The organism is Saprospira grandis (genome assembly GCF_027594745.1).
GTDB classification, from domain to species: domain Bacteria; phylum Bacteroidota; class Bacteroidia; order Chitinophagales; family Saprospiraceae; genus Saprospira; species Saprospira grandis.
Window position 1 is genome coordinate 3136997 of record NZ_CP110854.1, and the last position, 22866, is coordinate 3159862.

Consider the following 22866-nt stretch of genomic DNA (forward strand, 5'->3'; position numbering starts at 1 on the left):
CTTTCTGCAAGTTTTATTTTTTGGGGCCCGCGGCCAGCTTGGCTCTGCCAAGCTGGCCGCCGCTATGCTGCGGGGCTCACAGGGCTGTTCGGCCCTTCAGCCGCCTGCGGCGGCTTCGGTCTGGCCTGCGGCCACCCCTCCGCAGCGCTGGGCCGCTCAACGGCCTTTTTCTCTCTGGGCCTGCCGCTTCGGCCCCCAATTTTAGAAGGTAAAAAGGCTTCGCTCCATATTTTAGCGCCTAATCACTTATCGCTCAACGCTAGTAGGGGAGTCCCCGAAAAAAGCAATAGGACCATTTAGATACCCCCGGAGCTAAATGTAATGATCCAGATGGCTCTGGGGAATCCCCGGAGCTAAATGTAAGGATCCAGATGGCTGTGGGGAATCCCCACGGCTAAATGTAAGGATCCAGATGGCTGTGGGGAATCCCCACAGCTAAATGTAAGGATCCAGATGGCTGTGGGGAATCCCCACGGCTAAATGTAACGATCCAGACGGCTGTGGGGAATCCCCACGGCTAAATGTAACGATCCAGACGGCTGTGGGGAATCCCCACAGCTAAATGTAAGGATCCAGATGGCTGTGGGGAATCCCCACGGCTAAATGTAACGATCCAGATGGCTAGGGGGAATCCCCCCGCTTAAATGTAAGGATCCAGATGGCCAGGGGGAATCCCCCAGAGCTAAAGGGAAACTTGCTGTACACTCATTATTATAGATGGCCTATTGGCTAAGGAAAACAGCAGCTTAAAGACAAAACCCTATAAATAGACAAAGTTTAGTCGCATACTATATATATAGGGAATGTAGCCCAAAGCAAAGGGCGAGGGTCCAGAAGGGCGCGAAGCGCCCGCGGCTGAGGGATGGAAAGCAGTGGCCCGAAGGGCCAGACCTAGCAAAAAAGCGCAAAGCGCTTTTTTGCGCAGGGCCGAGCAGAGCTGCGAGCTGCGACACAGCCCGACCCGCCCGCAGGGCGGGGCAGCCCCAAAAAAAAACATCAAAAAACATCCATTTCCTTAAAGAGGCCATAGTTATGGCCTAGGCATGAAGTCTAGGAGAGCCGCCTGCCATTAAGAGGCCGCTAGAAAGGGTCAAAAAAGAGGGCCTTCCAGAATATTTTTAGCAATCAGCAGTCTATTTCTTAGCTAAACCTTATCTTCAGTAGAAAGGCAGGCTAGCCTTGGCCGCCTAAGCAACAGTAATAATCCTCTAGCAAGATGAAAGAAGAAATCTTCGTCCTTAAACATATCTATAAGCGCTTTCCTTTGGGCGAAGGAGAGTTTACGGCCCTTAAAGACTTGAGCCTAAGTATGCAGGCGGCAGAATTTGCGGGCCTAGTCGGTCCCTCAGGCTCAGGTAAAACTACCCTACTCAATATTATTGGTGGCCTTGACCAACCCTCGGAGGGAGAGGCTATTGTTTTGGGCCAAGATGTGGCCAAAATGAGCGCCAAGGCGGCGGCCAACTTTAGGAATTTAGAGCTGGGATTTATTTTTCAGCAATTTAACCTCCTGCCCGTCTATACTGTTTTTGAAAATGTAGAATTTCCCTTACTACTCCAAAAAAAGAGCAAGGCAGAGCGCCAAAAAGCCGTAAAAGAAGCCCTAGAATGGTTGGGCATTGCGCATTTGGCCAATAAAAAACCCGATAAATTATCGGGCGGAGAGGGCCAAAGGGTGGCCATTGCCCGTGCTATTGTCAAACGGCCCAAGTTAATCTTGGCCGATGAACCCACCGCCAACCTAGATGCCGCCAATGCACATAATATTATGCGTCTGATGCGCCGCCTGAATCAAGAATTAGGCACGAGCTTTCTATTTTCTACCCATGATGAGAAAGTAATGGCCTACCTAGAGCGCATCATCCATCTTCGAGACGGAGAAATCGAAAAGGATGAGGCCCAAACTCCTAAAACAGTAAGCGAATGATAGCCTGGACCTTAGCCTATCGGAATCTGAAGGGGGCTGGCCTGCGGACCTGGCTCAATGCCAGCATTCTCTCCCTCGTTTTTGTCTTGATTCTCTTTATCAATGGCATGTTAGACGGTTGGAACCAGTCGGCCAAACAGGATAGTATTGCTTGGGAGTTTGCTGCGGGGCAGTATTGGGCCCAAGGATTTGATCCCTTAGATCCCTTTTCTTATCAGGAGGGCCTAAAGGATTGGCCCAATAGCCTAGAGGGAACGCCTATACTATGGCGACAGGGCAGTATTTATCCCGATGGCCGCATGTATCCCTTGATTATCAAGGGGATTCCCGCCCAGCAAGAACTATTGGCCCTGCCTACGGCTCTTTTGGCCGAAAGTCAGGCCCAGTTTCCCGCCCTCATTGGTCGCAGAATGGCCAAAAACTGCCAGCTCCAAAAAGGCGACCGTCTTTTGATGCGCTGGCGAGACCAAAAAGGCAGCTTTGATGCTCAAGAAATAGAAATAGTGGGCGTTTTTGATAGCCCGCTGCCTAGCGTGGACCAAGGGCAAATCTGGGTAGACCTCTCGAGCTTGCAAGCTAAAACGGGCCTAGAAAACAAAGCCAATATTTGGCTGTCTGCCAAGGCCAAACCGCAGTCGGTGGCTGGGGCCAATTGGCAAGATTTGGAGGCCCTACTAGCCCCTATCAATAAGATTATTGAAGCCAAAAAAGGCAGCTCGCAGTTTAGCTATTACATTTTGTTGGCCATAGCCCTTTTGGCCCTTTTTGATACCCAGGTCCTGTCTATATTTAAGCGGCAAAAAGAAATTGGGACCTATATCTCCTTGGGCATGAGCCCAAAAGAAGTTCAGCTGCTCTTTACTTTAGAAGGAGGGCTATATGCCATCTTGGGCCTTTTCTTGGGTGGTTTATATGGGGGACCATTGCTCTATTATTTGGCCCAAAACGGCATCCCCATGCCCGAAATGGCCGATGAAATGGGCGTGAGTATGGGCAAGGCCATTTATCCCGTCTATAGCTGGGCCCTCATTCTAAAAACGAGCTTGATTATTTTAGGCAGCTCTTTTCTGGTCAGTTATTGGCCCGCAAGGAAGATTGCTCGGATGAGCCCCGTTGCCGCCCTAAAAGGAAAACTACAATGATCTACTTTCTACTTAAAGGCATTTGGCGAGATCGTTCTCGCAGCTTTTTCCCCATCTTGGTCACGGGCATGGGGGTATTGCTCACGGTCTTCTTGTCTGGGTTTATGCAGGGGGTGTTTAATGATATTATTGAGCAGAATGCCCGCCTAGAGACGGGGCATCTCAAAGTGATGAGCCGCGCCTATGCCGAGCTAGCTAGCCAAAAGCCCAATGACCTGGCCCTTTATGAGGCCGACAGCCTGTTGGCTCATTTGCGGCAGGAGTATCCCGAGTTAATCTGGACGCCCAGGATTCGCTTTGGGGGGCTGGTAGATTTGGCCAATGCTCAGGGAGAAACGAAGGCCCAAGGCCCTGCCAATGTAACGGCCCTAGACCTTAGTACCCCTAGTTTGGGAGAGGCCCAAAGACTGAACCTGCAAAAATCTCTATATAAAGGGCGTTTGCCAGAACAGCCGCAGGAGGTCCTTATGGGGGAGGAATTTGCTCGGCGCTTGGGCATAGAATTGGGCCAAAGCTTCAGTTTGATGGGCAGCACGATGGAGGGCAGCATGAGCTTTAGAAACTACCAATTGGTGGGCGTCATCCGCTTTGGGGTGCAGGCCATGGACCGCAGCAGCCTCATCATGAATCTAGCCGATGCGGAAGATTTTCTGGATATGCAAGATGCGGCGGCAGAGATCTTGGGTTACTTTAAGAGCAATAGTTATTCGGCAGAAAGGGCCAAGAGCATTGCAGCAGCCTTTAATGAGAAGCAAGCGAAGAATCCTGATGAATTTGCGCCTATTATGTTTTCGCTCAGGGCCCAAAACAACCTGGGCCAATATGTAGACTATGCCAACAATATGTCTACTTTAATTATAGGCATCTTTGTGCTGGCCATGTCTATTGTCCTTTGGAATATGGGCCTTTTAGGCGGCTTGAGAAGATATAAAGAGTTTGGTATTCGCTTGGCTTTGGGCGAGGCCAAAGGGCAGATATATACGGCCCTTTGTATAGAGTCTCTACTCATTGGTGGCTTGGGCTCTTTTTGGGGCACATTAGTTGGGCTAGGGCTTTGCTACTACCTACAACTATATGGTATTGACCTAGATGGGGCTTTGGAGCAATCTAATGTGATGATGCCTTCGGTCTTTAGGGCCAAATTAACGGTAGAGTTGCTCTATATTGGCTTTATTCCAGGCCTTTTGGCCAGTCTTTTGGGCAGTATGCTAGCGGGCTTGGGCATCTATCAAAGAAGCACCGCCAATTTATTTAAGGAATTGGAGGCCTAGAAATTGGTCTAAAGGGCCGAAGGCCAGACCGAGTCCCAAAAAAACAAAACAGAAAAGAGATGAAAAAAATATTATGTAGCCTTGTGTTAAGCCTCTTTATGATGGCGCCAAACTGGGCCCAAACGGCCAGTGAGATCATTGCCAAGATGGATGAAAACATGAATGCCAAGACGCAAATCAGCCGAAGTCAGATGGTTATTCATGGCCGTCGAGGCAGCCGAACCGTAGAAAGTCGAACCTATTCGGAGGGGAGCCAAAAGGCCTATACCGAATACCTGGCCCCGGCTAGGGAGCGAGGGACCAAAATGCTTAAGTTAGGCGATCGCCTATGGATATACTCGCCTGCAACGGATCGGAGTATTCAATTATCGGGGCATATGCTTCGGCAGTCGGTTATGGGCTCTGACCTTTCTTATAAGGATATGATGGAGGACCGAAAACTGCAAGAGATGTATAGTCTGCGTTTGTTGGGCGAAGAAGAACTGCAGGGACAGCAGGTCTGGGTTTTGGAGCTATTGGCTAAGGTAGAGGGTTTGAGCTATCCCAAGCGAAAAATTTGGGTAGATCAGCGCTATTATGTCCCTCTAAAAGAAGAGTTATATGCCAAGAGTGGCCAGCTGCTCAAGGAATTGACCTTCTCGGAGGTCAAGGCATTTGGCGATCGTTATTATCCCACGGTCACGCATTATAAAGATGCCCTAAAAAAGGGCAAGGGGACCGACTTTATTCTTTTGGAGCTAGCCTTAGATGAAGCGATTCCAGACCACTATTTTAATAAAAGCGTATTGAAGCGTTAGCAAAGAAAAAGGGCTGTCGGAGAATTCCGACAGCCCTTTTTGGCTTTATCATCTAGCCTTTAGGCATCTGATTTTTTTTGAGGGGCTTCCTCTAGGCGGCCCACCACTTCTTTAGCGAGGGCGAGATAATCTTTGGCGCCATTAGAAGACTTATTATACTCAAAGATATCCTTATGCTGAGAGGGGGCTTCGGCCAAAGAGACATTGCTACGAATCTTGGTTTTGAATACCTTATCTCCAAAATACTTCTTGATCGTGCTCACGATATCGCGATTAAGGATTTTGCGGCTATCGTACATGGTGGCGATTACGCCGCCCATCTTTAGTTTCTTATTGAGGCGGAAGCTGACCTTATCGGTAATCTGTTTGATCTTGGCGAGTCCTTGCAGGGCCAAAAATTCAGTTTGCACGGGAATGAAAACAAAATTACTGGCGGTGAGTGCGTTGAGGGTCAGCAAGCCGAGCGAGGGTGGGCAATCGATGATGACATAATCATATTCCTCTTGAACGGGCTCAAAGAGTTCTCGGAGGATATACTCTCGGCCGGGCTCATTGATGAGTTCCATTTCGGCCCCAGAGAGGTCTAGCGAAGAGGTGATGACATCAAAATCCTCCTTCACATTATAGGGTTGGAGTTCTGCATCGCCGCGCATATTTTCATAGATCGTCACTCTTTGTCTGGGGATACCCAGAGAGATCGTCAAGTTAGCCTGAGGATCGAGATCGACAAGCAGTACTTTTTTATTTAATTTGACCAGGGCGGCGCCTAGGTTGATCGCAGAGGTAGTTTTGCCAACGCCTCCTTTGTGGTTCAATAGGGATATGATAATACTCATGGTCTTCTTATTAGTCTTTACTAAATCGCTAGCATTCTGCTAAAAGCGATAGGCTAGCCCGCCCAAAATAGTAAAAAAATATCTTTTTGCGCTTTTCGCTCTCCATAATTTGCGGCTAGAGGGACTAAAGCAGGGGGGAGGCAAAGCAATTCAAAATCGAAAAAAGTATTAGCTTTGGGCCATGAAAGAGACGATAGAACAATTAGACAAAAAATACATGAGTCGGGCCATCTCTTTGGCTCGTTTGAGTGGGAGGAGTCAGCAGCCCAACCCCAGAGTGGGGGCCGTGATTGTGCATCAGGGGCGCATCATTGGGGAGGGTTTTCATCAGAAGGCGGGAGAGCCGCATGCGGAGGTCTTGGCAGTTCGTTCGGTCCAAGATCAGTCGCTTTTGGCCCAATCCACTATTTATGTGACCTTAGAGCCTTGTTTTCATCATGGCCGAACGCCCCCTTGTGTAGATTTGATTGTGCAGCATAAGATTCCAAGGGTGGTCATTGCTCAGACGGATCCTTTTGAGCAGGTGGGCGGCAAGAGCATTGCTCGCTTGAAGACCTTGGGGCATGAGGTGAAACTGGGGGTATTGGAAGAAGAAGCGGCTTGGCTAAATCGACGTTTTTTTCGGCATATAGGGCAAAAGCGCCCCTATATTGTCCTCAAGTGGGCCTGTTCCTTAGATGATATTATGGGGAGAGAAGGAGAGAACCTTCGGATCTCCAACCCCATCTCTAGTCGGATCAACCACCGTTGGCGCAGCCAGGAGTCGGCTATACTAGTGGGCCGAAAAACGGCAGCCGTAGACAATCCCGCCTTGAGCAATCGCCATCATTTTGGTCGGCAGCCGCTGCGGATGGTTTTGGACCGAGAGGGGCAGTTGCCTAAGGGGCTACAACTATTTGATGGACAGCAAGCGACAAGAGTGTATCGGGCCATTCCGCCCGCTTTGGAGCAAAAGAACCTCAGCTTTGTGCAGCTTCCCTATGAGCAGCTTTTGGAGGAACTTTGCGCCGATTGGCAGCAGCTAGGCCTACAATCGGTCTTAGTGGAGGGGGGCGCGCAGCTTTTGCGGAGCTTTCTATCGGCGGGCCTATGGGATGAGATTCGCATTTTGCGATCTTCCGATATTTTGGGCCAAGGCATTGCGGCGCCCATAGCGCCCAAAAACTATTTGAGGAGCGTACAGCCTCTATTTGATAATCGGGTAGAAATTTATTACCGCAACGACTAAACTGTGTTATATCTTCTTTTGAGTATCCTTTGCTCAACGGCCTTGATTACGGTCTTCAAGCTCTTTCCTCGTTTTGGGGTAGACACCTTTGGGGCTATCGTGATCAACTACTTTGTCTGTGTGTTGGCGGGCGGGCTATACAATGGTCAATTGTTTGATTTGGGGGCAGCTTATATGCCCTACGCCTTTATTTTGGGGATCATCTTCATCAGTTGCTTTTATGCGGTGGGTCTGACGGTGCGTTTATTTGGGGTGACCATTTCTTCGGTTCTCCAGAAGATGTCGCTTTTGGTTTCGGTGCCCTATGCTATTATTGCCTTTAAAGAGCCTGCGGGCAGCTTAAAAATTATTGGTTTGGGCTTGGCCTTTGCGGCTGTATTGGCCAGCAATTGGCCCGAAAAACTAGCCGAGGGCGATAGCCGAAAACAAGAGCGACAGCAGTATTTGGCCCAGGGCGGTAGCCTGCTATTGCTTTGGTTTTTTCCGATCTATAGCTTTAGCGGCAGTGGCCTGATTGAGGTTCTTTTGCAGTATGTGCAGCAAAGTATTTTAGGGGGGACAGAGGAAGAGTCGGCGGCTTTTACTACGGCCATCTTTGCTTCGGCGGGTTTGGCGGGGGCTGTGGTTTACCTCTATCAATTGCTAAGGGCCAAGGCCCGTTGGTCTTGGAAAAATGTAGGGGGTGGTTTAGCTTTGGGCATCCCCAACTACTTCTCGATCGTCTTTTTGTTGCTGGCCTTCAACGTTTGGGACAAATCGGTTGTTTTGCCCATCAACAACATTAGTATTGTGATGGCCACAGCCTTATTGGGGCTCTTTTTCTTTCGTGAACGTTTGTCAAAAATCAATTATATTGGGGTGCTTTTAGCCATTTTCGCTATCTTATTGATGGCTTATTCTCAATGATTTTGGGGCTGCCCCTCCCTTTGGTCGGGTCGGGCTGTATCGCAGCTCGCAGGTCTGCTCGGCCCTGCAGCCGCCTGCGGCGGCTTGGGTCTGGCCTTCGGCCACTGCTGCCCATCCCTCAGCCGAGAAAGGGCTGGCGGTTCCGCCAGCCTCAGTGGGGCGGGCAAAGCCCTTCCAAAAAGGCCAAGGCCAAGTCTTTCCGATTGTATTTAATTAAATAAAACAGTATAATGAAACAGATTACTTTCTTACTCTTATTTCTAATTTCTGCGGGCAGCAGTTGGGGGCAATACTATGCCTATGGGGGCTATGAATACAGCAGCTTTCAATCTGATGAGCTGTCTGCCATTGTTACAGAATTTAATGAGCGAGAGGGGCATAACTTAGGCGATTTGCGTGCCTTGCATGGCTATCGTTTTGGCCTGGGGCGTTATTCTTATGTAGCGGATGTGGCCTTGGGTTTTGGCTATTTGGGGCGCAAGCTCAGCAGTGTCAATCCGCAATTGCTCAAAGAAACGGTAGAACTAGAATACAGCCTTATCTCTGCGGATGCTAGTGTAGGCTTTCGGCCTTTTAAGTCAAAGTTTCATAGCATTGGCGGCAGTTTGCATATGGGGCAGATGCGTTATCGCTATTCTTTTGGGGGCGACTATCTGGTTCCGATAAAGAACTATAATATTTGGGGCGAGCTTTATGCGGAATTGGCCTTTCCTTTTCGCTTTTTGCTGAAAAAAGAGCAACGAGAGCGCTTATTTTATATCTTTAAGATTCGTCCATATTATCGGGCATATCGTCCATTGGATCTACAGGCTTTGCAGCGAGATTTCAACTTTGACCAAAATGTGGGCTTTAATGAAATAACGCAAAAAGGGGGGCAATTTGGGATCCGTTTGTCTTTGGTGGTTCCTTTTCTGACCAAAGAAGAGCAGGAGCTTTATCGCAGGACGCCCAAGGAGGCGAAAAAAGCAAAAATAGAAAAGAAGTATAAAACGAAAACAGGCACCAACTAGGGCCTTAATGGCCTAGCGATGTGCAGCAGTGCGGCGCAGCCGCAGACCCAGCAAAAACTTGTTTTTTGCGCAGGGCCGAGCGAACAGCGAGCTGCGAAACGTAGCGCCGACGACCGAAGGGAGGCGGAGGCCCCAAAAAAATATTCTTATTCAAAAACTAAAAACGAGCGTATGAAAAAGCTAATTTCTTTGGTAGTAGTGGCCTTAATTGGTTGGATTGTCTATGTGTCTGTATTGGGAACGCCAGAAGACAAGGCGGTTCGCAATAAGTTGTTGGGTTCTGCTAAGGACTTTGGGCAGACCGTAGTGGAGGTCTTTAACCATGAGAAGGACAAGGTAGAAGCGGGCACTTATGATGAGGTTTTGGACAAATTGGACAAGGCCATTGACAACCTAAAAGAGGCCGATAAGGACCAAGACTACGCCCAGAAATTGAAAGATTTGGAGGCCGAGCGTCAGCGCATTAAAGAAATGCTTGCGGCGGCAGAAGGGGCAAAATCGGCTCGTTCTGCAGAGGATCCCAATGCGGCGGCCCAAAAAGATATTCGCAAATTGGCGGAAGAGGTCGTGAAGGTATCTGAAGAAATGGAAAAAAAGTAATTGGCCTTTATGCAAGCGGCAGAACTAGCAAATTTAAAGCGCTTATTGGCAGCGGAAGAGGGCTGGGAGCTGGGGTTCATCCTGGCGCAGTCCTTTGCTCCCTTGCCTGCTGATGCAGCTCTGGCAGAACTGATTGTTCGGCAGCCAGCGGGTTTGCATTGGGCGGTAGAGACTGCTCAGGAAGCGCTTTTGGGGGCCTTAACAGCCTGGAGTTTGCATTATGAGCCACTGGCCGAACTGCCGCAGCCATTGGGGTACTTTGCCAATTTGCGCAGCCTGAGTCTGAGCCATAACTACTTGCCTAAATTGCCCGATAATTTGGCAGAACTTCGGGCGTTGGAGCAGCTACAGATCCATTATAATCCTTTGGGGGAGCTGCCTGAAAGTTTGGGTCAGCTTTCTCTTTTGCGTTCCCTTTCGCTAAATAGTTGTAGCCTGAGCCAACTGCCCAATGCTTTGGCCCAGTTGGAGCAACTACAGGCCCTAGTCCTGATGGACAATCAACTGACGGAATTGCCCAGGGCCTTGGCCCAGCTACAAAATCTGGAGAAGCTGATTGTTCGGGGCAATCGTCTAAAGCGTTTGCCCGAAGAGCTTTGTGCCCTGCCCAAACTTCGGATTTTGGACCTAGGCGACAATCAAATTGATCGCCTGCCTTATAATCTGCCGCAAATGAGTAATTTGCAAATGCTGCATTTAGAGCGCAACCAATTATCGGCCAGCCAAAAGCGCAACCTTAGCCGCCAGCTGAGCGATGTAAATATTTATTTTTAGGAAGAATTTTCCCTCTTATGTCTATATCAGAACAACATCACTACCTCTATTACGGCACCAAAACCAATGCCTCAGAACTTCGCAGCTTTGTGGAGCATATTCTAAAAACCAATGCGCGGATGGAGGAGCAAAATCGCCCCAAAACCCCAATTTGCATTTGGGGAAAGCATGGAATTGGCAAAACGCAGTTGGTAGAAAGCATGGCTCGAGAAAAGGGCTATCAGTTGGCTTATATAGCGCCAGCTCAATTTGAGGAAATGGGCGATTTGGTGGGCATGCCCCGAATTGATGAGGAGGGCCAAACTCGTTTCTCTCCCCCCAATTGGGTGCCTCAAGAAGAAGGGCCTGGCATTCTCTTAATTGATGATGTCAACCGAGCAGATGACCGCATCCTGAGAGGGATTATGCAGCTTTTGCAAAATTATGAGCTAGTGAGCTGGAAGTTGCCCAAAGGTTGGCAGATTGTACTAACGGCCAACCCCGATGGGGGCGATTATTCGGTTACGCCCATGGATGATGCCATGCTTACCCGCATGATGCACATTACCATGGAATTTGATGTGAAAGAATGGGCCAAATGGGCCGAGGAATATGGGTTGGACCCCAGGGGAATTAACTTTGTATTGACCTATCCGGAGTTGGTCACTGGCGAGCGGACCACCCCTCGTTCCTTGGTGCAATTCTTTGAGTCGATTAGTGATATTCCCGATCTTTCGGCGGAGTTGGGCCTTGTTCAGCTACTAGCCGATTCGGCTTTGGATAGCAATACGGTGGCGGCCTTTCTCTCTTTTGTCAATAACAACTTGGCCAAATTGATTAGCCCAGAAGATATTCTTAATGCCAAAGACTTTAAGAAAGAAGTGCTTTCGCCAATTAAGTCAGTGGTTTCTAAGGGCAGTTTGCGGGTAGATATTTTGGCCACCATTTGCACGCGTTTGGTCAACTTCCTAAATATCAATAGCGTCAAGCCCAACAAAGAGCAGTTACAAAATATAAAGTCCTTTATCAAAATCGACTTCCTGCCCAATGACATCCGCTTGGCGATGGCCCAAGACCTAGTGGCCTCGCCCAACAAGCACCTTAAAGTAATTATGACCGACCCTGAGATTGGCAAATTGCTTTTGCAGAAGATGTAAAACAAAAAAGGAGCTTGACCTTAAGTCAAGCTCCTTTTTCTTAAAATAGAGGCGTATCGATTAGACGATGTACTGCTCCAATTTAGACTTCAATTTAGCCTTTGTAGTCATCCCTACTTGGCGGTCTACTACCTCACCATCCTTAATAACAAGAATAGTAGGAATAGAGCGGATATTATACTTCATAGCAATCTCTTGGTTGCGGTCAATATCTACTTTACCTACAATTGCTTTACCTTCAAACTCTTGAGAGAGGTCTTCAATGATAGGAGCAATTGCGCGGCAAGGACCACACCATTGTGCCCAAAAGTCAATAAGTGCTACTTGTCCAGATTCAAGTACTAGGCTATCGAAGTTGCTATTTGTGATTTCCTTGGCCATGATTCAATCTTTGGTTTTAAATATTGTAAATATGAGCCCTTCTCGAGGGCTTTTGATTATTTTGTTGTCGTAACAACGAAATTAGCGATAAAGTTTGAGAACTGAAAACCGCCTAAAATATATTTAACAGATTCCCGCTACTATGTCTAACAAATTTAGCTTTTTCTTTTGTTTTTTACTGCTTTCGCCCAGCTTTATTTTGGGCCAAAACCGCCTAGAAATGGCGCTTAAGGAGTTTGAGCAGGCGCCAGAGCTCCGCTACGCCTCTATCGGTTTTGCCGCTATTGATATCGATAAAAACGAACTGATCGCCAGCCGAAATCCAGAACAATCCCTAATCACGGCTTCTACCATGAAGGCCATTACCACTAGCACGACTCTGGCCCTTTTGGGGGCCAATCATCGTTTTGCTACTTATCTGGAGTATGATGGTTATATCAAGGATGGGGTTTTGCATGGCAATTTGTATTTCAAAGGAACGGGCGACCCTTGTTTGGGCTCTCCTTATATGGAGGATATTCCCAGTTTAGATGATTTGGCCAATGAGTTTTGTGAGGCGGTCCGCAAGGCGGGCATTCAAAAGATCACGGGCCTCATTATTGGCGATGGCAGCTATTACGACAATTCGATTATGGTGCCTACTTGGCAATGGATGGATATGGGCAATCATTATGGGGCAGGGGTTTCTGGCCTCAATTTGCACGATAATCTTTTCTATATGCGCTTTCAACTGAGCGCCAGCCAAAGCCGTGGCCCTAAGTTTTTGGGCTGCGAGCCAGAGGTGCCCGGCCTAGAGGTCATCAATGAATTGGAAACGGGCAAGCCTCGTTCTGGCGATCAATCCTATATTTATACGGCCCCTTATCATCCTCAGGCTTGGATCCGGGGCAGCCTGCCTCAGGGCAGCAAGAAGTTTCGGGTGAAGGGCGCTGCACCTAATCCGGAGTTGTTTGCGGCGCATTGGCTTTGGCGCTCGCTCAATGCGCAGGGGATTCGCTGTTTGCGCCAACCCGTGACGCACAGAAACTATAAAATGGCCGAAAAGCGCCGCCGTTTTCATACGCATTATTCGCCTCCTTTGGCCCAAATTATTCAGCATGTGAATGAGGCCAGCCGAAACCTCTATTGCGAGTCTTTTCTCAAAACCTTGGGCAAAAAGTTTAAGCAAGAGGCCTCTACCGAGGCGGGCATTGGGGTCCTGATGGACTTCTGGCAAAAGCGGGGCGTTTCGACCAAGGGCTTCTTTATGCAGGACGGCTCTGGGCTTTCGGCCCGAAATGGCGTACCTGCCAAAACCATGGCCCAAATTATGCGCAAAGTGTATATTGATCAAAAAAGCTTTCCCAATTTTTATAATTTATTGGCGGTGGCGGGTAAAACAGGAACTTTTAAGTACCTTGGCCGCAAAACGGCCCTAGAGGAAAATCTGCACGGCAAAGGCGGCTCTATGAACCGAGTTCGCTCTTATACGGGCTATATCAAAAGCCGCTCGGGCCGCAGAATTGCGTTTTCTATTATCGTCAATAATTATAATTGTGCATCCTGGACCATCCGCAAAAAGCTAGAGAAAGTCTTGCTGGCTATGGCCGAATATAATCAGTAGGATTTGGGGCCTCCCGCCTTCGGCGGGCGCTATGTTGCGGGGCTCGCAGGTCTGCTCGGCCCTTCAGGCTTCACTTCGTTTCGCCTTTGGTCTGGCCCTTCGGGCCACCCCTCCACAGCGCTAGGCCAATAGCGCCTGGCTGCATTTCACAACTCAGAACTTATGGCAAAATTTTCAGATCATTTGGGGCTTTGGGCCTTTAAAACGGTGCGCTTTAGCTTTCGGCTAACGCCTTTTTGGCTCTTATATGCCTACTCTAATTTTCTTTATTTGGTCCTTTATAAGTTGTTGGGCTACCGCAAGCAGGTGGTCCGCGACAATTTGCTGCGTTGTTTTCCAGAAAAAACGGAAGCAGAAAGAAGCCAAATCGAGCGGGAGTTTTATAGCCATCTTTGCGATATCTTTTTAGAGAGCCTTAAGGGCCTAAGCATGAGTGAGGAGGTGGCTAAAAAGCGCTGGAAGGTCGTCAATGGCGATATTTTGGACCCCATTGCTCAAAAAGAAGGGGCGGCCGTTTTGGCTGGGGCGCACTACAATAACTGGGAGTGGGGCGGAGCTGGTCTTGGCTTTCAGACGCCTATGCTCAGTATGGTCATTTATAAGCCCATGGCCAATAAACTGATTGAGGCCGAAATGCTCAAGGGCCGCAGTTTGTCGGGCAATGTGATTGTACCTACCTATGAAACGGCCAAGCAATTTGAGGCGCATCGTTCGCAGTCTCCGCTTTTGGTCCTCATTGCCGACCAAAACCCGAGTAGCGTAAAAAAGGCGCATTGGGTAGAGTTTTTTGGCCAGCAGACGGCCACGATTCACGGCCCGGCCCGCTATGCCCAAGGCTATAATATTCCCATCTATTATTTTGATGTACAAAAAGTAAAAAGAGGAGTGTATGAGGTCCATTTTGAAGAGCTCATTAAGGACCCACAGGCGCATACTGCCGAAGAAATTAGCCAAATTTACATGGCCAAAGTAGAAGCTCAAATCCGAAAGGCCCCCGCTTATTGGCTCTGGTCGCATAAGCGCTGGAAGCACAAGCCACCACAGGCTTAGGGCCAAAGAAAAAGGGCAGAAAACCATGGTTTTCTGCCCTTTTTTTAGGCTGGAGCGGAGCCTTGTTTTGCGTCTAGCAGGCCCGAAGGGCCGCAGGCTGAGGGATGGATAGCAGTGGCCCGAAGGGCCAGACCCAGCCGCCTTTGGCGGCGCAGGGCCGAGCAGACCTGCGAGCTGCGACACAGCCCGACCCGCCCGATAATTCATGAGGGTTTTAACCCTCATTTTGTATAGCTTCGCAAAGCGATACCGCTTTGCGCTGGCTTTTAAGCTGGCGGAAGGGGCAGCCCCAAACCCTTAAATCAGTTCTAGATCTCGCTGTACAACAACTACTTCATAGCGATCTTGGATATGTGCTCGGAGAAAAAGCTTTCCTTTTCGGCGAACTTCTTTGAGGAGATTTTGGACCTCTTCGGTCCAGAAATCTTTGGGGGTTTTGAGGTAGATGGTCCGCAGCTTTTTTTTGCGCCAGTAGGTAATTTCTAGCTTTTGGATCTTGAAATTTTGGCCTTGGATACTGCGGACAAAAAGCGATTCATTTTGGAGGAGCGTCTTTAGTTCCTTTTTTTTGAGTTGGTTATTTTGGCTGGGGCCCGACCAGAGCAGTTGGTACTCATTTTCTTGGGCCGCATCTAGTAATTTATTGAGTTGGAAGCGGATAGGCAGCTCGATCCAGCTTTTGCTTGCTTGGCCATCTTTTAGGGCCGGCTGAAAGCCCTTGATGCCCCTGAGCGTTTGCATAACGGCTTCATTGATGGCTTTATTGACCCCTTTTAGGATTTTGACTTTAGCGATTTGGCCTTCTTCATCCACCTCGAAGGCGGCGACCACTAGGCCCTCCACTTCTTCCTGCAGGGCGGTATCGGGGTAGGGGCAATGCAGGTGAATATATTCTAGGAGTTTTTTGCGGCTGCAATCCTCTTGTTGGGCTAGGCTAATGAGGGGGTCGCTACAAGAGGGGAAAAGTGCGGGGCGATTTTCTTGGGCCCAGAGTGTGGCGGAGAAGAGGAGGCAGCAAAAAAGGCGATAATAAGGCATAGTGTAGAGGTGTTGGCCAAAAAAAAGACGGCACAGCCGTCTTTTTGTTTAATTCTTAAACTTCACGTCAATCTCCCACTCCATATCTATGGGATTTCCTTCGGGGTCGGTGCCTGGAATCCATTTGGGCATGAGATTGATTAGGCGGATGACTTCTTCATCGCATCCATGTCCTAGACCTTCTTTTACGCTTGGGGCGCTGATAGAGCCATCGGCTTTTACGGTAAAACTGGCCACGACAGTACCTTGTACATTGGCGTCTTTGGCGGCCTGAGGGTGTTTGAGATTACTAAAAAGAAACTGCAGCATTTTCATATCTGCGCAGTCATAATCTAAGGCATCCTCACAACCGGGAAAGCGAGGCTCTTCTCCTTCTTGGGCGTGTACTTGGCTAAGGCCAAGGCTGCTGATGAGGAAAAAAAGGGCAAAGATTTGTTTCATAATATCGTTTTTTTCTAGGCCCAAAGGGGAGGGAGCTGGGCGGTCAGTAGTTCTTAATAAGTCTTATTTTGTAGGCAGAGATTTGTTCTTGCTCTCCTCTCTGAAAATCATACCAAAAAGACCTATTAGTAATATCTATTGTGTGGGCCATTGTCGGTCGAACTGCATTATTTTGCTCTGGCGGCATAATTTAGGGTAAAAATCGCCTCAAATGGCCATATTTGGAATAAAAGTTTTTATTACAACTAATAAATTAGGTATTCCACCTAGGCCCGAATACTGGCTTTTTCCAGTTCAATTTCTCCAGGAGAGCAGTCTCTCCAAGGGACGACCCCAGACCAGGGCCCTATTAATTTATATTTGCGATCTTGGAATCGGAAGTGCAGGGGCATTTTTTTGAGGCACCAGGCGGCTCTTTCCTTAATTTCTTCATTGGTAATTTCAATATCTTCTAGGGTTACTTTGGTTCCTTCTAATTTCCCTTTGATATTAAAATAGCCAAACATGCGCCCGGCTCGGATCATGCCGGTACCGACAATATCTTGCCCATTGAGGCTGAGTTCTACTTCATAGTAATAGGTTTTGGCAATGCCTCCTTTTTCTTGGGTGAGTTTGCCGGTCCATTTTCCAGAAAGCATCAGGGGGGCCATTACGGCTAGTTCTTTTTCTTGAGCGCTGAGGCTGGGCAATAGGAAGAAGAGGCTAGTCAGCAGTAGGAAGAGTCGCATAAGGCATTATTTTTTTATCCAAGTTTTTGCTTTTGGGGTCGACCAGCTTTGTAGTTGTCCTAAGCTATCGACATAAATGAGATGGGCTTCTAGTTCTTTTTGTTGGGGCAGTAGTTTTTGGGCGCGTTGGAGGCCCATAGCCATGCAGGCGGTGGCCCAGGCATCGGCTCGTCCACAATTGGGGGCAAAAATAGAAGCGCTGAGTAGTTGGCTTTTTTCTGGATAACCCGTTTTGGGGTTGATGGTGTGGGCGTATTTTTGGCCCTCTACTTCATAAAAGTTACGGTAATTTCCAGAAGTGGCCAAACTATAGTCTTTCATCTCGACAATATTCTGAATTTCTTTTAGTCCAGCCTCTGTTTTGGGCAAATTAATGCCAATATACCAGCCTTGGGCGCCTTCCTGATGTCCCCGCAAACGCAGCTCTCCCCCAATTTCAACCATATAGTTCTGAACGCCTTGGGATTCTAAATAACGGCCTAGTTCATCTACGGCATCGCCTTTGGCTAGGGCGCTAAAATCGAGTTCGTTTCCGGCCTTGTTTTTATACAAATAGCCTTTGTCGAGCTTTAGTTGGGCAAAGGCGCAAAGGGCCCTTAGGCTGTCTACTTTTTGGCTATCTACGGCGAGTACGGGCCGTTTTTGGGTATAGCCAAAGCCCCAATAATTGACCAAAGGCATGAGGCTGGGGTCTAGCCAAGCGTTACTTTCTTGAAATACTTGTTTGGCCAAGAGGTAGTTGCGCAAAAAGTGGGGGCGGTCATCTATTTTGATGCCCCCTTCGGATTGGTTCCACTGACTAATGGTGGAGCTGGGAATATAGGTGGATACTTCGGCGTTAATGGCTAGGAGTAGGGAGTCGATGGCTGGACCAAAGTTGCGCCCTAGGCTGTCTTGGTAATTAATGCTGTAGCTGGTGCCCATGGTTTGCCCACTGAGTTCTAAATACCCCGAATTTTGAGGAGATTTGGATTGGCAACTCAGTAGTATTAGGCTGAGGCTAAGGTAGATAAGTTTTTTCATGCTGTTGTTGTTTTTTGGGGGCCTCCCGCAGCTTTGCTGCGGGCGTTACGTTCCGCAGCTCGCTGTTCGCTCGGCCCTGCAGCGCTAAAGCGCTTTGGTCTGGCCCTTTGGGCCACTGCTGCACATCACTAGGCCAAGGCGCTTCGCGCCTTTCTGGACCAAAAATGGCCCAAGCTCCCCCAATGGATTCCTTAGGGAATCCATTGGAGGGGAGGGTGGGCGGGTCATATTGATGAATGAGGAGCGAAGCGACGAATACCTTTTTAGGGAATCTGAAAAGCAGCGCTCATATTTTGGCGAATGCGTTGGACGATCTGGCTAGAATCATCTCTGTTAAAGGCTATGCCTCGCAATAGATCCGAATAATCTAGGGCTATATTTAAGTTGAGATCTTCATCAAAAGAGCCCGAAAGGGCCAAGGGGAGTTCTACCCAAAGGGTGTCGCTCAGGACATATTGGCTGCTATCGTTGCCCACTACCGCCTGCATTTCGGCCGATTGATAGGCAGAGTTTTCATATAAACTAGCGGTAAAACTACTGCTGAGAGCCAAACTGCTTTCTATCTCATTTGGGGCCAAATCGGCCCAGTCGGCAGGGGCGCCCACCAAAAAGCGGAGGCGATCAAATTCTCTGGCTTGGTCAAAACGGCCCAAATCATATAAAAAGCTATTGTTTCGCCAAATGGCAATATCGCTAGCTAAATAACGGCTGCTGCCATTGGCCAAAGGGTAGAGGAGGCTATCTTGTACCTGCCACCATTGGCCATTGTTATCGCGGAGGGCAAAGGAAGACAGAAAAAAGCGGAACTGCTCTAGCTGAAAGCTATCGCCCTGCATATCGGTATACTTGTTAGACCAACTAAAACTGCTGGTATCGGCCCAAATGCCCGAGCGATTGAGGCGCAAACTAAAATACTCGCAACAACAGTCCGTATCGGCCTCGGGGGCATAGTTCTCGGCAATGGGGTCGGTGCAGCCTTCGGTCAAATCGCAGGAGCTAGCCAAAAGCAAGAGCCCCAAGGCCCAAAATAAATACTTCATAAATTGTTTATTTCGCTTTAAAACTCCATTCAAAATAGAAGCGAGAGACCAAAATATCTTGTCCGTCAGGGCCAGTCATATAGCCTTCTGAAATGATCTCAATTCGCTGGCCCTCTCCAGTATCTATTGCTTTTTGCATACAGGCCTTAATATCTTGGCCTTGTTCGCAGACAAAGCGAGCTGTTTTATTGACCTTTTTAAAGTATTCGGCTCGCATACCGGTAACCAACATAGACATTTTTGGCCCTTTGTAGAGGAGCATATTGGCCAAAATTCCTGTAGAGAGTTCGGCCGCTGCAGCTTGGGCCGCAAAATAAGTGGATTTAAACGGATTTTTGGAGTACCAACTAAAGGGCAAATGAACAATAGAGCGCTCAGGCGTTAGGGTTTTCATTTTGACCCCCATAAACCAAGCTGCGGGCAGCTTGCTGAGCAAAAATAACTTTTGCTTGAGGGGCGATAAAAACAATTTCATAAACTCGGGGGCATATTGCCCTAAAATAGGAGCTTGCATAATACAATATGATTGATGGTGATTGATGATGACAGGAGTTGGGATGGGGCTGGCTGAATAGCCAGCCCTAGGGCCGCAGGCCCTAAACGGCCTAGCGCTGTGGAGGGGTGGCCGAAGGCCAGACCGAGTTTTGAGCGCAGCGAAAAACGAAGGGCCGAGCGAGCAGCGAGCCCCGCAACATAGCGCCCGCAGCTTAGCTGCGGGAGGCCCCAAAATAGCTACTTAAGGATAAAGTAAATACTTTTGGCGCAAGACCTTATACTCTTCTAATTCTTTGGCCCAGCGGGCTCGGATTTGCTTCTCATTTTCGCCCTTTTGGATGGCGGTTCGGAGCCAGCTATTGCCCACTAATTTATCGAAAAAAGCCTTTTGAGAAAAGAATTTTTGCTTCAAGTTGGCGGGGGCCTCCTCATAAGCCTTTAAAAAATACTGCAGGGGGATTTGTTTTTGGGCCTGCAGGCTATCGAGGGAAATCAGAGAGAGGTCCTCGCCCCAGCAAAGCTGTTGATTTTGGACCGGAGACTTGGCCCCAGGCATGGGCACAGGCTTGAAGGAATATTGGCGGCTGGGAAATGCCGGATAGCCATAGCACTGAAACTGTTTTTGGGTGCCTCGACCAACCGAAAATTGGGTGCCCTCAAAAAGGCAGAGCCCCGGATAGAGGTAAATGCTGCGCATATTGGGCAAATTGGGAGAGGGCTTTATGGGGAGCTCATAGTACTTATCATGTCGATAATTGAGGCAGGCCACATACTGTAAATCGCATTGCAGGCTATCGCTCAACCAAAACTCCTCGTTAATCATGCGGGCGTATTCGGCCAAAGTAAGGCCATGCACAATCGGGACGGGGTGAAGGCCTACAAAACTGCGCTGCTCCTTTTCTAAAATAGGTCCATCTATATAATGGCCCAAAGGGTTGGGGCGATCGAGGACCAAAAAGGGAATTTTGGCACGGGCGCAGGCCTCCATCATATACGTCATGCTAGAACTATAAGTATAAAAGCGAACCCCTACATCTTGGATATCAAAAATAACGAGGTCCAAATCGGCCAACTCTGCGGCCTTGGCCTTGCGGTTTTTGCCATAAAGAGAAACAATGGGCAAGCCCGTTTTGGGGTCTTTGGCATCCAAAATCTTTTCGCCTCGGTCTGCCGTTCCGCGAAAGCCATGCTCGGGGGCAAAAATCTTTTTTACATTTAGGCCCAGGGCCAACAAGCTATCTACCAAATGCGTTTCCTTAATGGTCGAGCTATGATTGACCAGCAAACCTAGCCGCTTGCCTTTGAGGAAAGGGAGGTAGTGGTGCATTTGCTCGGCCCCTGTTTTAATTTGGTTATCAAAGACTTCTGTTTGAGCAGGGGCTTCTTTGGGTGGCCAAAAAAGGAAAATAGGTAGACAAATGGCGGCAAAAAGGAAGTAAACTGGGCGCATATTCTAGATTTTGGCTGAAGATAGCGTCTTTTGCCCTTAAAAAAAAGTAGCCCTTTTAGCGACTAAAATAAAATGAGTTCGAGATCTTTGTGCTCTCAAAAAGTAATGAATGAAATTTGGTAAACTGACAGATATCACTAGAGTAGATTTTTCGCTGCCCAATTTGGCCGAGCGAAGCACTGCTCTTTTGGCCAAAGAACAGCCAGAGCAGCCAGCGGTCTATATTGGCTGTACGGGCTGGGCCATGAAGGAGTGGGTTGGGCGCTATTATCCACCCAAAACAACGCCCAAAGATTATTTAAAAGCTTATGCCGCCCAATTTAATGGCATAGAACTCAATTCTACCCATTACCAATTGCCCAAAGTAGAATTATTGGAACGTTGGCGAGAGGAAACGCCCCAAAGCTTTCGGTTTTCGCCCAAACTGGGCCAAAATATTAGCCATGCCGCCGACCTAGGCATCAATCTGGGCCTAGGCCCAAGCTTTGCCGAACGAATGCAGGAACTCGGCCCCCGATTGGGTTGGGGCTTTATGCAGTTGCCTCCGCATTTTGGTCCCGCTAAGCTGCCTTTACTCGAGCAGTTCCTCAAACAATATCCCCAAAGCCTTTTTCCCATCTGTATAGAAGCCCGCCAAGCCGATATCTTTGCAGATGCTGCTGCCCGCAAAGACTATTTTGACCTTTTGCAGCATTATAAAGTAGGAACTTGCATTACTGATGTCGCTGGCCGAAGAGATGTTTTGCATCTCGAATTGACCGCCCCCGTTTTGATGCTCCGCTTTGTGGGCAATGGTTTGCTTCCTAGCGATTACCAAAGAGTAGATGCCTGGATAGAAAAAATAATGAGTCTGCAAACCCAAGGCTTGAAGGAGTTTTATCTCTTTTTGCATGAACCAGACAACCTCTTGGCCCCAGATATTTGTCAGTATATGGCGGAACAATTGGCCAAAAAAACAGATTGGTCCATCAAAATTCCTACACCTTATCAAGACCCTCAACTCCAACTATTTTAATGAAATCTATGCCCTATATCATCCTTATTTTAGCTCTTTTCGTAAGTCATCTAACGCAAGCTCAAAATATTAAACTCTACCCAGAAGATAGCGTCTTTGTCGATATCAACGGCGGAAGAGTGTATTTGCTGCATCAGGTAAAGCGCAAACAAACGCTTTACTCCATGAAAAACTTTTACCAAATCAAGCTAGCCGACCTTTATTATTGTAATCCAGGCCTCTCTAAACGTAGCCTCAGAGTTGGCGAAAAACTGCGTATTCCCATCAGCGCAAAGGCCATCTTAAGAACTAAACCTCGGCCCTATATTGATAGCAATTATGTCAAGGTGTATTATCAGGTCAAAGCAAATGAAACCCTCTGGCGAGTCGCTCGAAAACATTTTAATGTACCTGTAGAACTACTCCAAAACCGCAATCAACTTAGCTCTGCCGTGCTCTATGAAGGCCAACGCCTACAAGTAGGTTGGTTCTCTTTAAAGGGAGTTAGTGACAGCCTAAGTAAACACACTGGACTGGAGGGCGCCCTGGCCGAAGAAAACCGAAAGTGGCGAAAAAAGTATGAAATGGGCCTGATGAGAGGCAAAACCGAAAAAATGGAGGAGGGTAGAGCCTGCTGGCCCAAATATGAACAACTTAGTCAGCAAACAAATGGCCTATACGTATTATATGATGGCGCCCAAGCAGGAGACGTCATTTTGATCGAAAACCCTATGATTGAACGCCGAATATATGCCAAAGTTCTAGGATCTGTGCCCGATACCCCCTTTGCAAGAGGCTCTATCGTTATGCTTTCTCCTATCAGCGCGCAAGCATTGGGAATCCTTGACGCTCAAGCATATGTGAAAATTAGAAAGCTTGTTAAATAATAGAGTTTTAACAAGTTGATATTTGGATTTATTCCTGATAATAAAGAGATTGTGATGATTTTGACGGCTCAAAAGCCTGTGAAAATATAATTTATTCACTATTTTGTGA

At 48.1% G+C, this 22866-nt stretch carries 23 protein-coding genes; 14 read left to right on the forward strand and 9 right to left on the reverse strand.

What is annotated here, in order from left to right:
- Positions 1–1216: 1216 nt before the first annotated feature.
- From OP864_RS12370 to OP864_RS12385, 4 genes are read left to right on the forward strand one after another with little or no spacing between them, the layout of a single operon-like run.
- Positions 1217–1927, forward strand: a complete 711-nt coding sequence (locus OP864_RS12370) for an ABC transporter ATP-binding protein (protein ID WP_270098482.1) — start codon at positions 1217–1219, stop codon at positions 1925–1927.
- Positions 1924–3069, forward strand: a complete 1146-nt coding sequence (locus tag OP864_RS12375) for an ABC transporter permease (RefSeq protein ID WP_270098483.1) — start codon at positions 1924–1926, stop codon at positions 3067–3069. The genes OP864_RS12370 and OP864_RS12375 overlap by 4 nt, the downstream gene beginning before the upstream one ends.
- On the forward strand, positions 3066–4340 hold the full coding sequence (locus OP864_RS12380) for an ABC transporter permease (protein WP_270098484.1): 1275 nt from the start codon (positions 3066–3068) through the stop codon (positions 4338–4340). The genes OP864_RS12375 and OP864_RS12380 overlap by 4 nt, the downstream gene beginning before the upstream one ends.
- Before the next feature lie 59 nt (positions 4341–4399).
- Positions 4400–5137: an outer membrane lipoprotein-sorting protein gene (locus tag OP864_RS12385; protein WP_270098485.1), complete on the forward strand. Its 738-nt coding sequence runs from the start codon at positions 4400–4402 to the stop codon at positions 5135–5137.
- 59 nt (positions 5138–5196) lie between these two features.
- On the opposite strand, the gene OP864_RS12390 is transcribed toward OP864_RS12385, so the two are convergent.
- A complete protein-coding gene (locus OP864_RS12390; protein WP_015693420.1) occupies positions 5197–5973 on the reverse strand; it encodes a ParA family protein in 777 nt (258 codons plus the stop codon).
- Between the two features lie 181 nt (positions 5974–6154).
- Here OP864_RS12390 and ribD point away from each other — a divergent pair, with 181 nt between their 5' ends.
- From ribD to OP864_RS12420, 6 genes are all read left to right on the forward strand, one after another.
- Entirely contained in the window at positions 6155–7201 is a 1047-nt protein-coding gene (gene ribD, locus OP864_RS12395; RefSeq protein ID WP_270098486.1) for a bifunctional diaminohydroxyphosphoribosylaminopyrimidine deaminase/5-amino-6-(5-phosphoribosylamino)uracil reductase RibD, read from the forward strand.
- Positions 7202–7204: 3 nt separating this feature from the next.
- On the forward strand, positions 7205–8107 hold the full coding sequence (locus OP864_RS12400) for an EamA family transporter (protein ID WP_270098487.1): 903 nt from the start codon (positions 7205–7207) through the stop codon (positions 8105–8107).
- Positions 8108–8337: 230 nt separating this feature from the next.
- Positions 8338–9117, forward strand: coding sequence for a hypothetical protein (locus OP864_RS12405; protein ID WP_270098488.1), 780 nt, complete (start codon positions 8338–8340; stop codon positions 9115–9117).
- 171 nt (positions 9118–9288) lie between these two features.
- The gene (locus OP864_RS12410) at positions 9289–9717 is read left to right on the forward strand and encodes a hypothetical protein (RefSeq protein ID WP_270098489.1); all 429 of its coding nucleotides are present in this window, start codon (positions 9289–9291) and stop codon (positions 9715–9717) included.
- Positions 9718–9726: 9 nt separating this feature from the next.
- Entirely contained in the window at positions 9727–10491 is a 765-nt protein-coding gene (locus tag OP864_RS12415) for a leucine-rich repeat domain-containing protein (protein WP_015693426.1), read from the forward strand.
- 17 nt (positions 10492–10508) lie between these two features.
- Positions 10509–11627 carry an AAA family ATPase gene (locus OP864_RS12420; RefSeq protein ID WP_270098491.1) on the forward strand — a complete coding sequence of 373 codons (1119 nt, stop codon included), beginning with the start codon at positions 10509–10511 and terminating at the stop codon, positions 11625–11627.
- 60 nt (positions 11628–11687) lie between these two features.
- Here OP864_RS12420 and trxA read toward each other — a convergent pair whose 3' ends face one another.
- Positions 11688–12008, reverse strand: a complete 321-nt coding sequence (trxA, locus tag OP864_RS12425; RefSeq protein WP_015693428.1) for a thioredoxin — start codon at positions 12006–12008, stop codon at positions 11688–11690.
- A 142-nt stretch (positions 12009–12150) separates the two neighbouring features.
- On the opposite strand from trxA, the gene dacB reads away from it, so the two are divergent.
- Positions 12151–13611: a D-alanyl-D-alanine carboxypeptidase/D-alanyl-D-alanine endopeptidase gene (gene dacB, locus OP864_RS12430; RefSeq protein ID WP_015693429.1), complete on the forward strand. Its 1461-nt coding sequence runs from the start codon at positions 12151–12153 to the stop codon at positions 13609–13611.
- Between the two features lie 162 nt (positions 13612–13773).
- Positions 13774–14661: a lysophospholipid acyltransferase family protein gene (locus tag OP864_RS12435; RefSeq protein ID WP_270098492.1), complete on the forward strand. Its 888-nt coding sequence runs from the start codon at positions 13774–13776 to the stop codon at positions 14659–14661.
- A gap of 297 nt (positions 14662–14958) precedes the next feature.
- Here the strand turns inward: OP864_RS12435 and OP864_RS12440 are convergent, their stop codons facing one another.
- From OP864_RS12440 to OP864_RS12470, 7 genes are all read right to left on the reverse strand, one after another.
- Entirely contained in the window at positions 14959–15699 is a 741-nt protein-coding gene (locus tag OP864_RS12440; RefSeq protein ID WP_270098493.1) for an energy transducer TonB, read from the reverse strand.
- 48 nt (positions 15700–15747) lie between these two features.
- The gene (locus tag OP864_RS12445) at positions 15748–16140 is read right to left on the reverse strand and encodes an energy transducer TonB (protein WP_015693433.1); all 393 of its coding nucleotides are present in this window, start codon (positions 16138–16140) and stop codon (positions 15748–15750) included.
- Positions 16141–16406: 266 nt separating this feature from the next.
- A complete protein-coding gene (locus tag OP864_RS12450) occupies positions 16407–16868 on the reverse strand; it encodes a hypothetical protein (protein WP_270098494.1) in 462 nt (153 codons plus the stop codon).
- Positions 16869–16874: 6 nt separating this feature from the next.
- Entirely contained in the window at positions 16875–17891 is a 1017-nt protein-coding gene (locus OP864_RS12455; protein WP_270098495.1) for an FAD:protein FMN transferase, read from the reverse strand.
- 263 nt (positions 17892–18154) lie between these two features.
- On the reverse strand, positions 18155–18931 hold the full coding sequence (locus tag OP864_RS12460; RefSeq protein ID WP_270098496.1) for an MbnP family protein: 777 nt from the start codon (positions 18929–18931) through the stop codon (positions 18155–18157).
- Positions 18932–18938: 7 nt separating this feature from the next.
- A complete protein-coding gene (locus tag OP864_RS12465) occupies positions 18939–19445 on the reverse strand; it encodes a DUF4442 domain-containing protein (RefSeq protein ID WP_270098497.1) in 507 nt (168 codons plus the stop codon).
- A gap of 222 nt (positions 19446–19667) precedes the next feature.
- Positions 19668–20876, reverse strand: coding sequence for an exo-beta-N-acetylmuramidase NamZ family protein (locus tag OP864_RS12470; protein WP_270098498.1), 1209 nt, complete (start codon positions 20874–20876; stop codon positions 19668–19670).
- Between the two features lie 109 nt (positions 20877–20985).
- On the opposite strand from OP864_RS12470, the gene OP864_RS12475 reads away from it, so the two are divergent.
- Positions 20986–21891 (forward strand): DUF72 domain-containing protein, encoded by a 906-nt coding sequence (locus OP864_RS12475; protein WP_270098499.1) that lies wholly within the window; start codon positions 20986–20988, stop codon positions 21889–21891.
- A gap of 8 nt (positions 21892–21899) precedes the next feature.
- On the forward strand, positions 21900–22757 hold the full coding sequence (locus OP864_RS12480; protein WP_270098500.1) for a LysM peptidoglycan-binding domain-containing protein: 858 nt from the start codon (positions 21900–21902) through the stop codon (positions 22755–22757).
- The last annotated feature ends 109 nt before the right edge of the window (positions 22758–22866 follow it).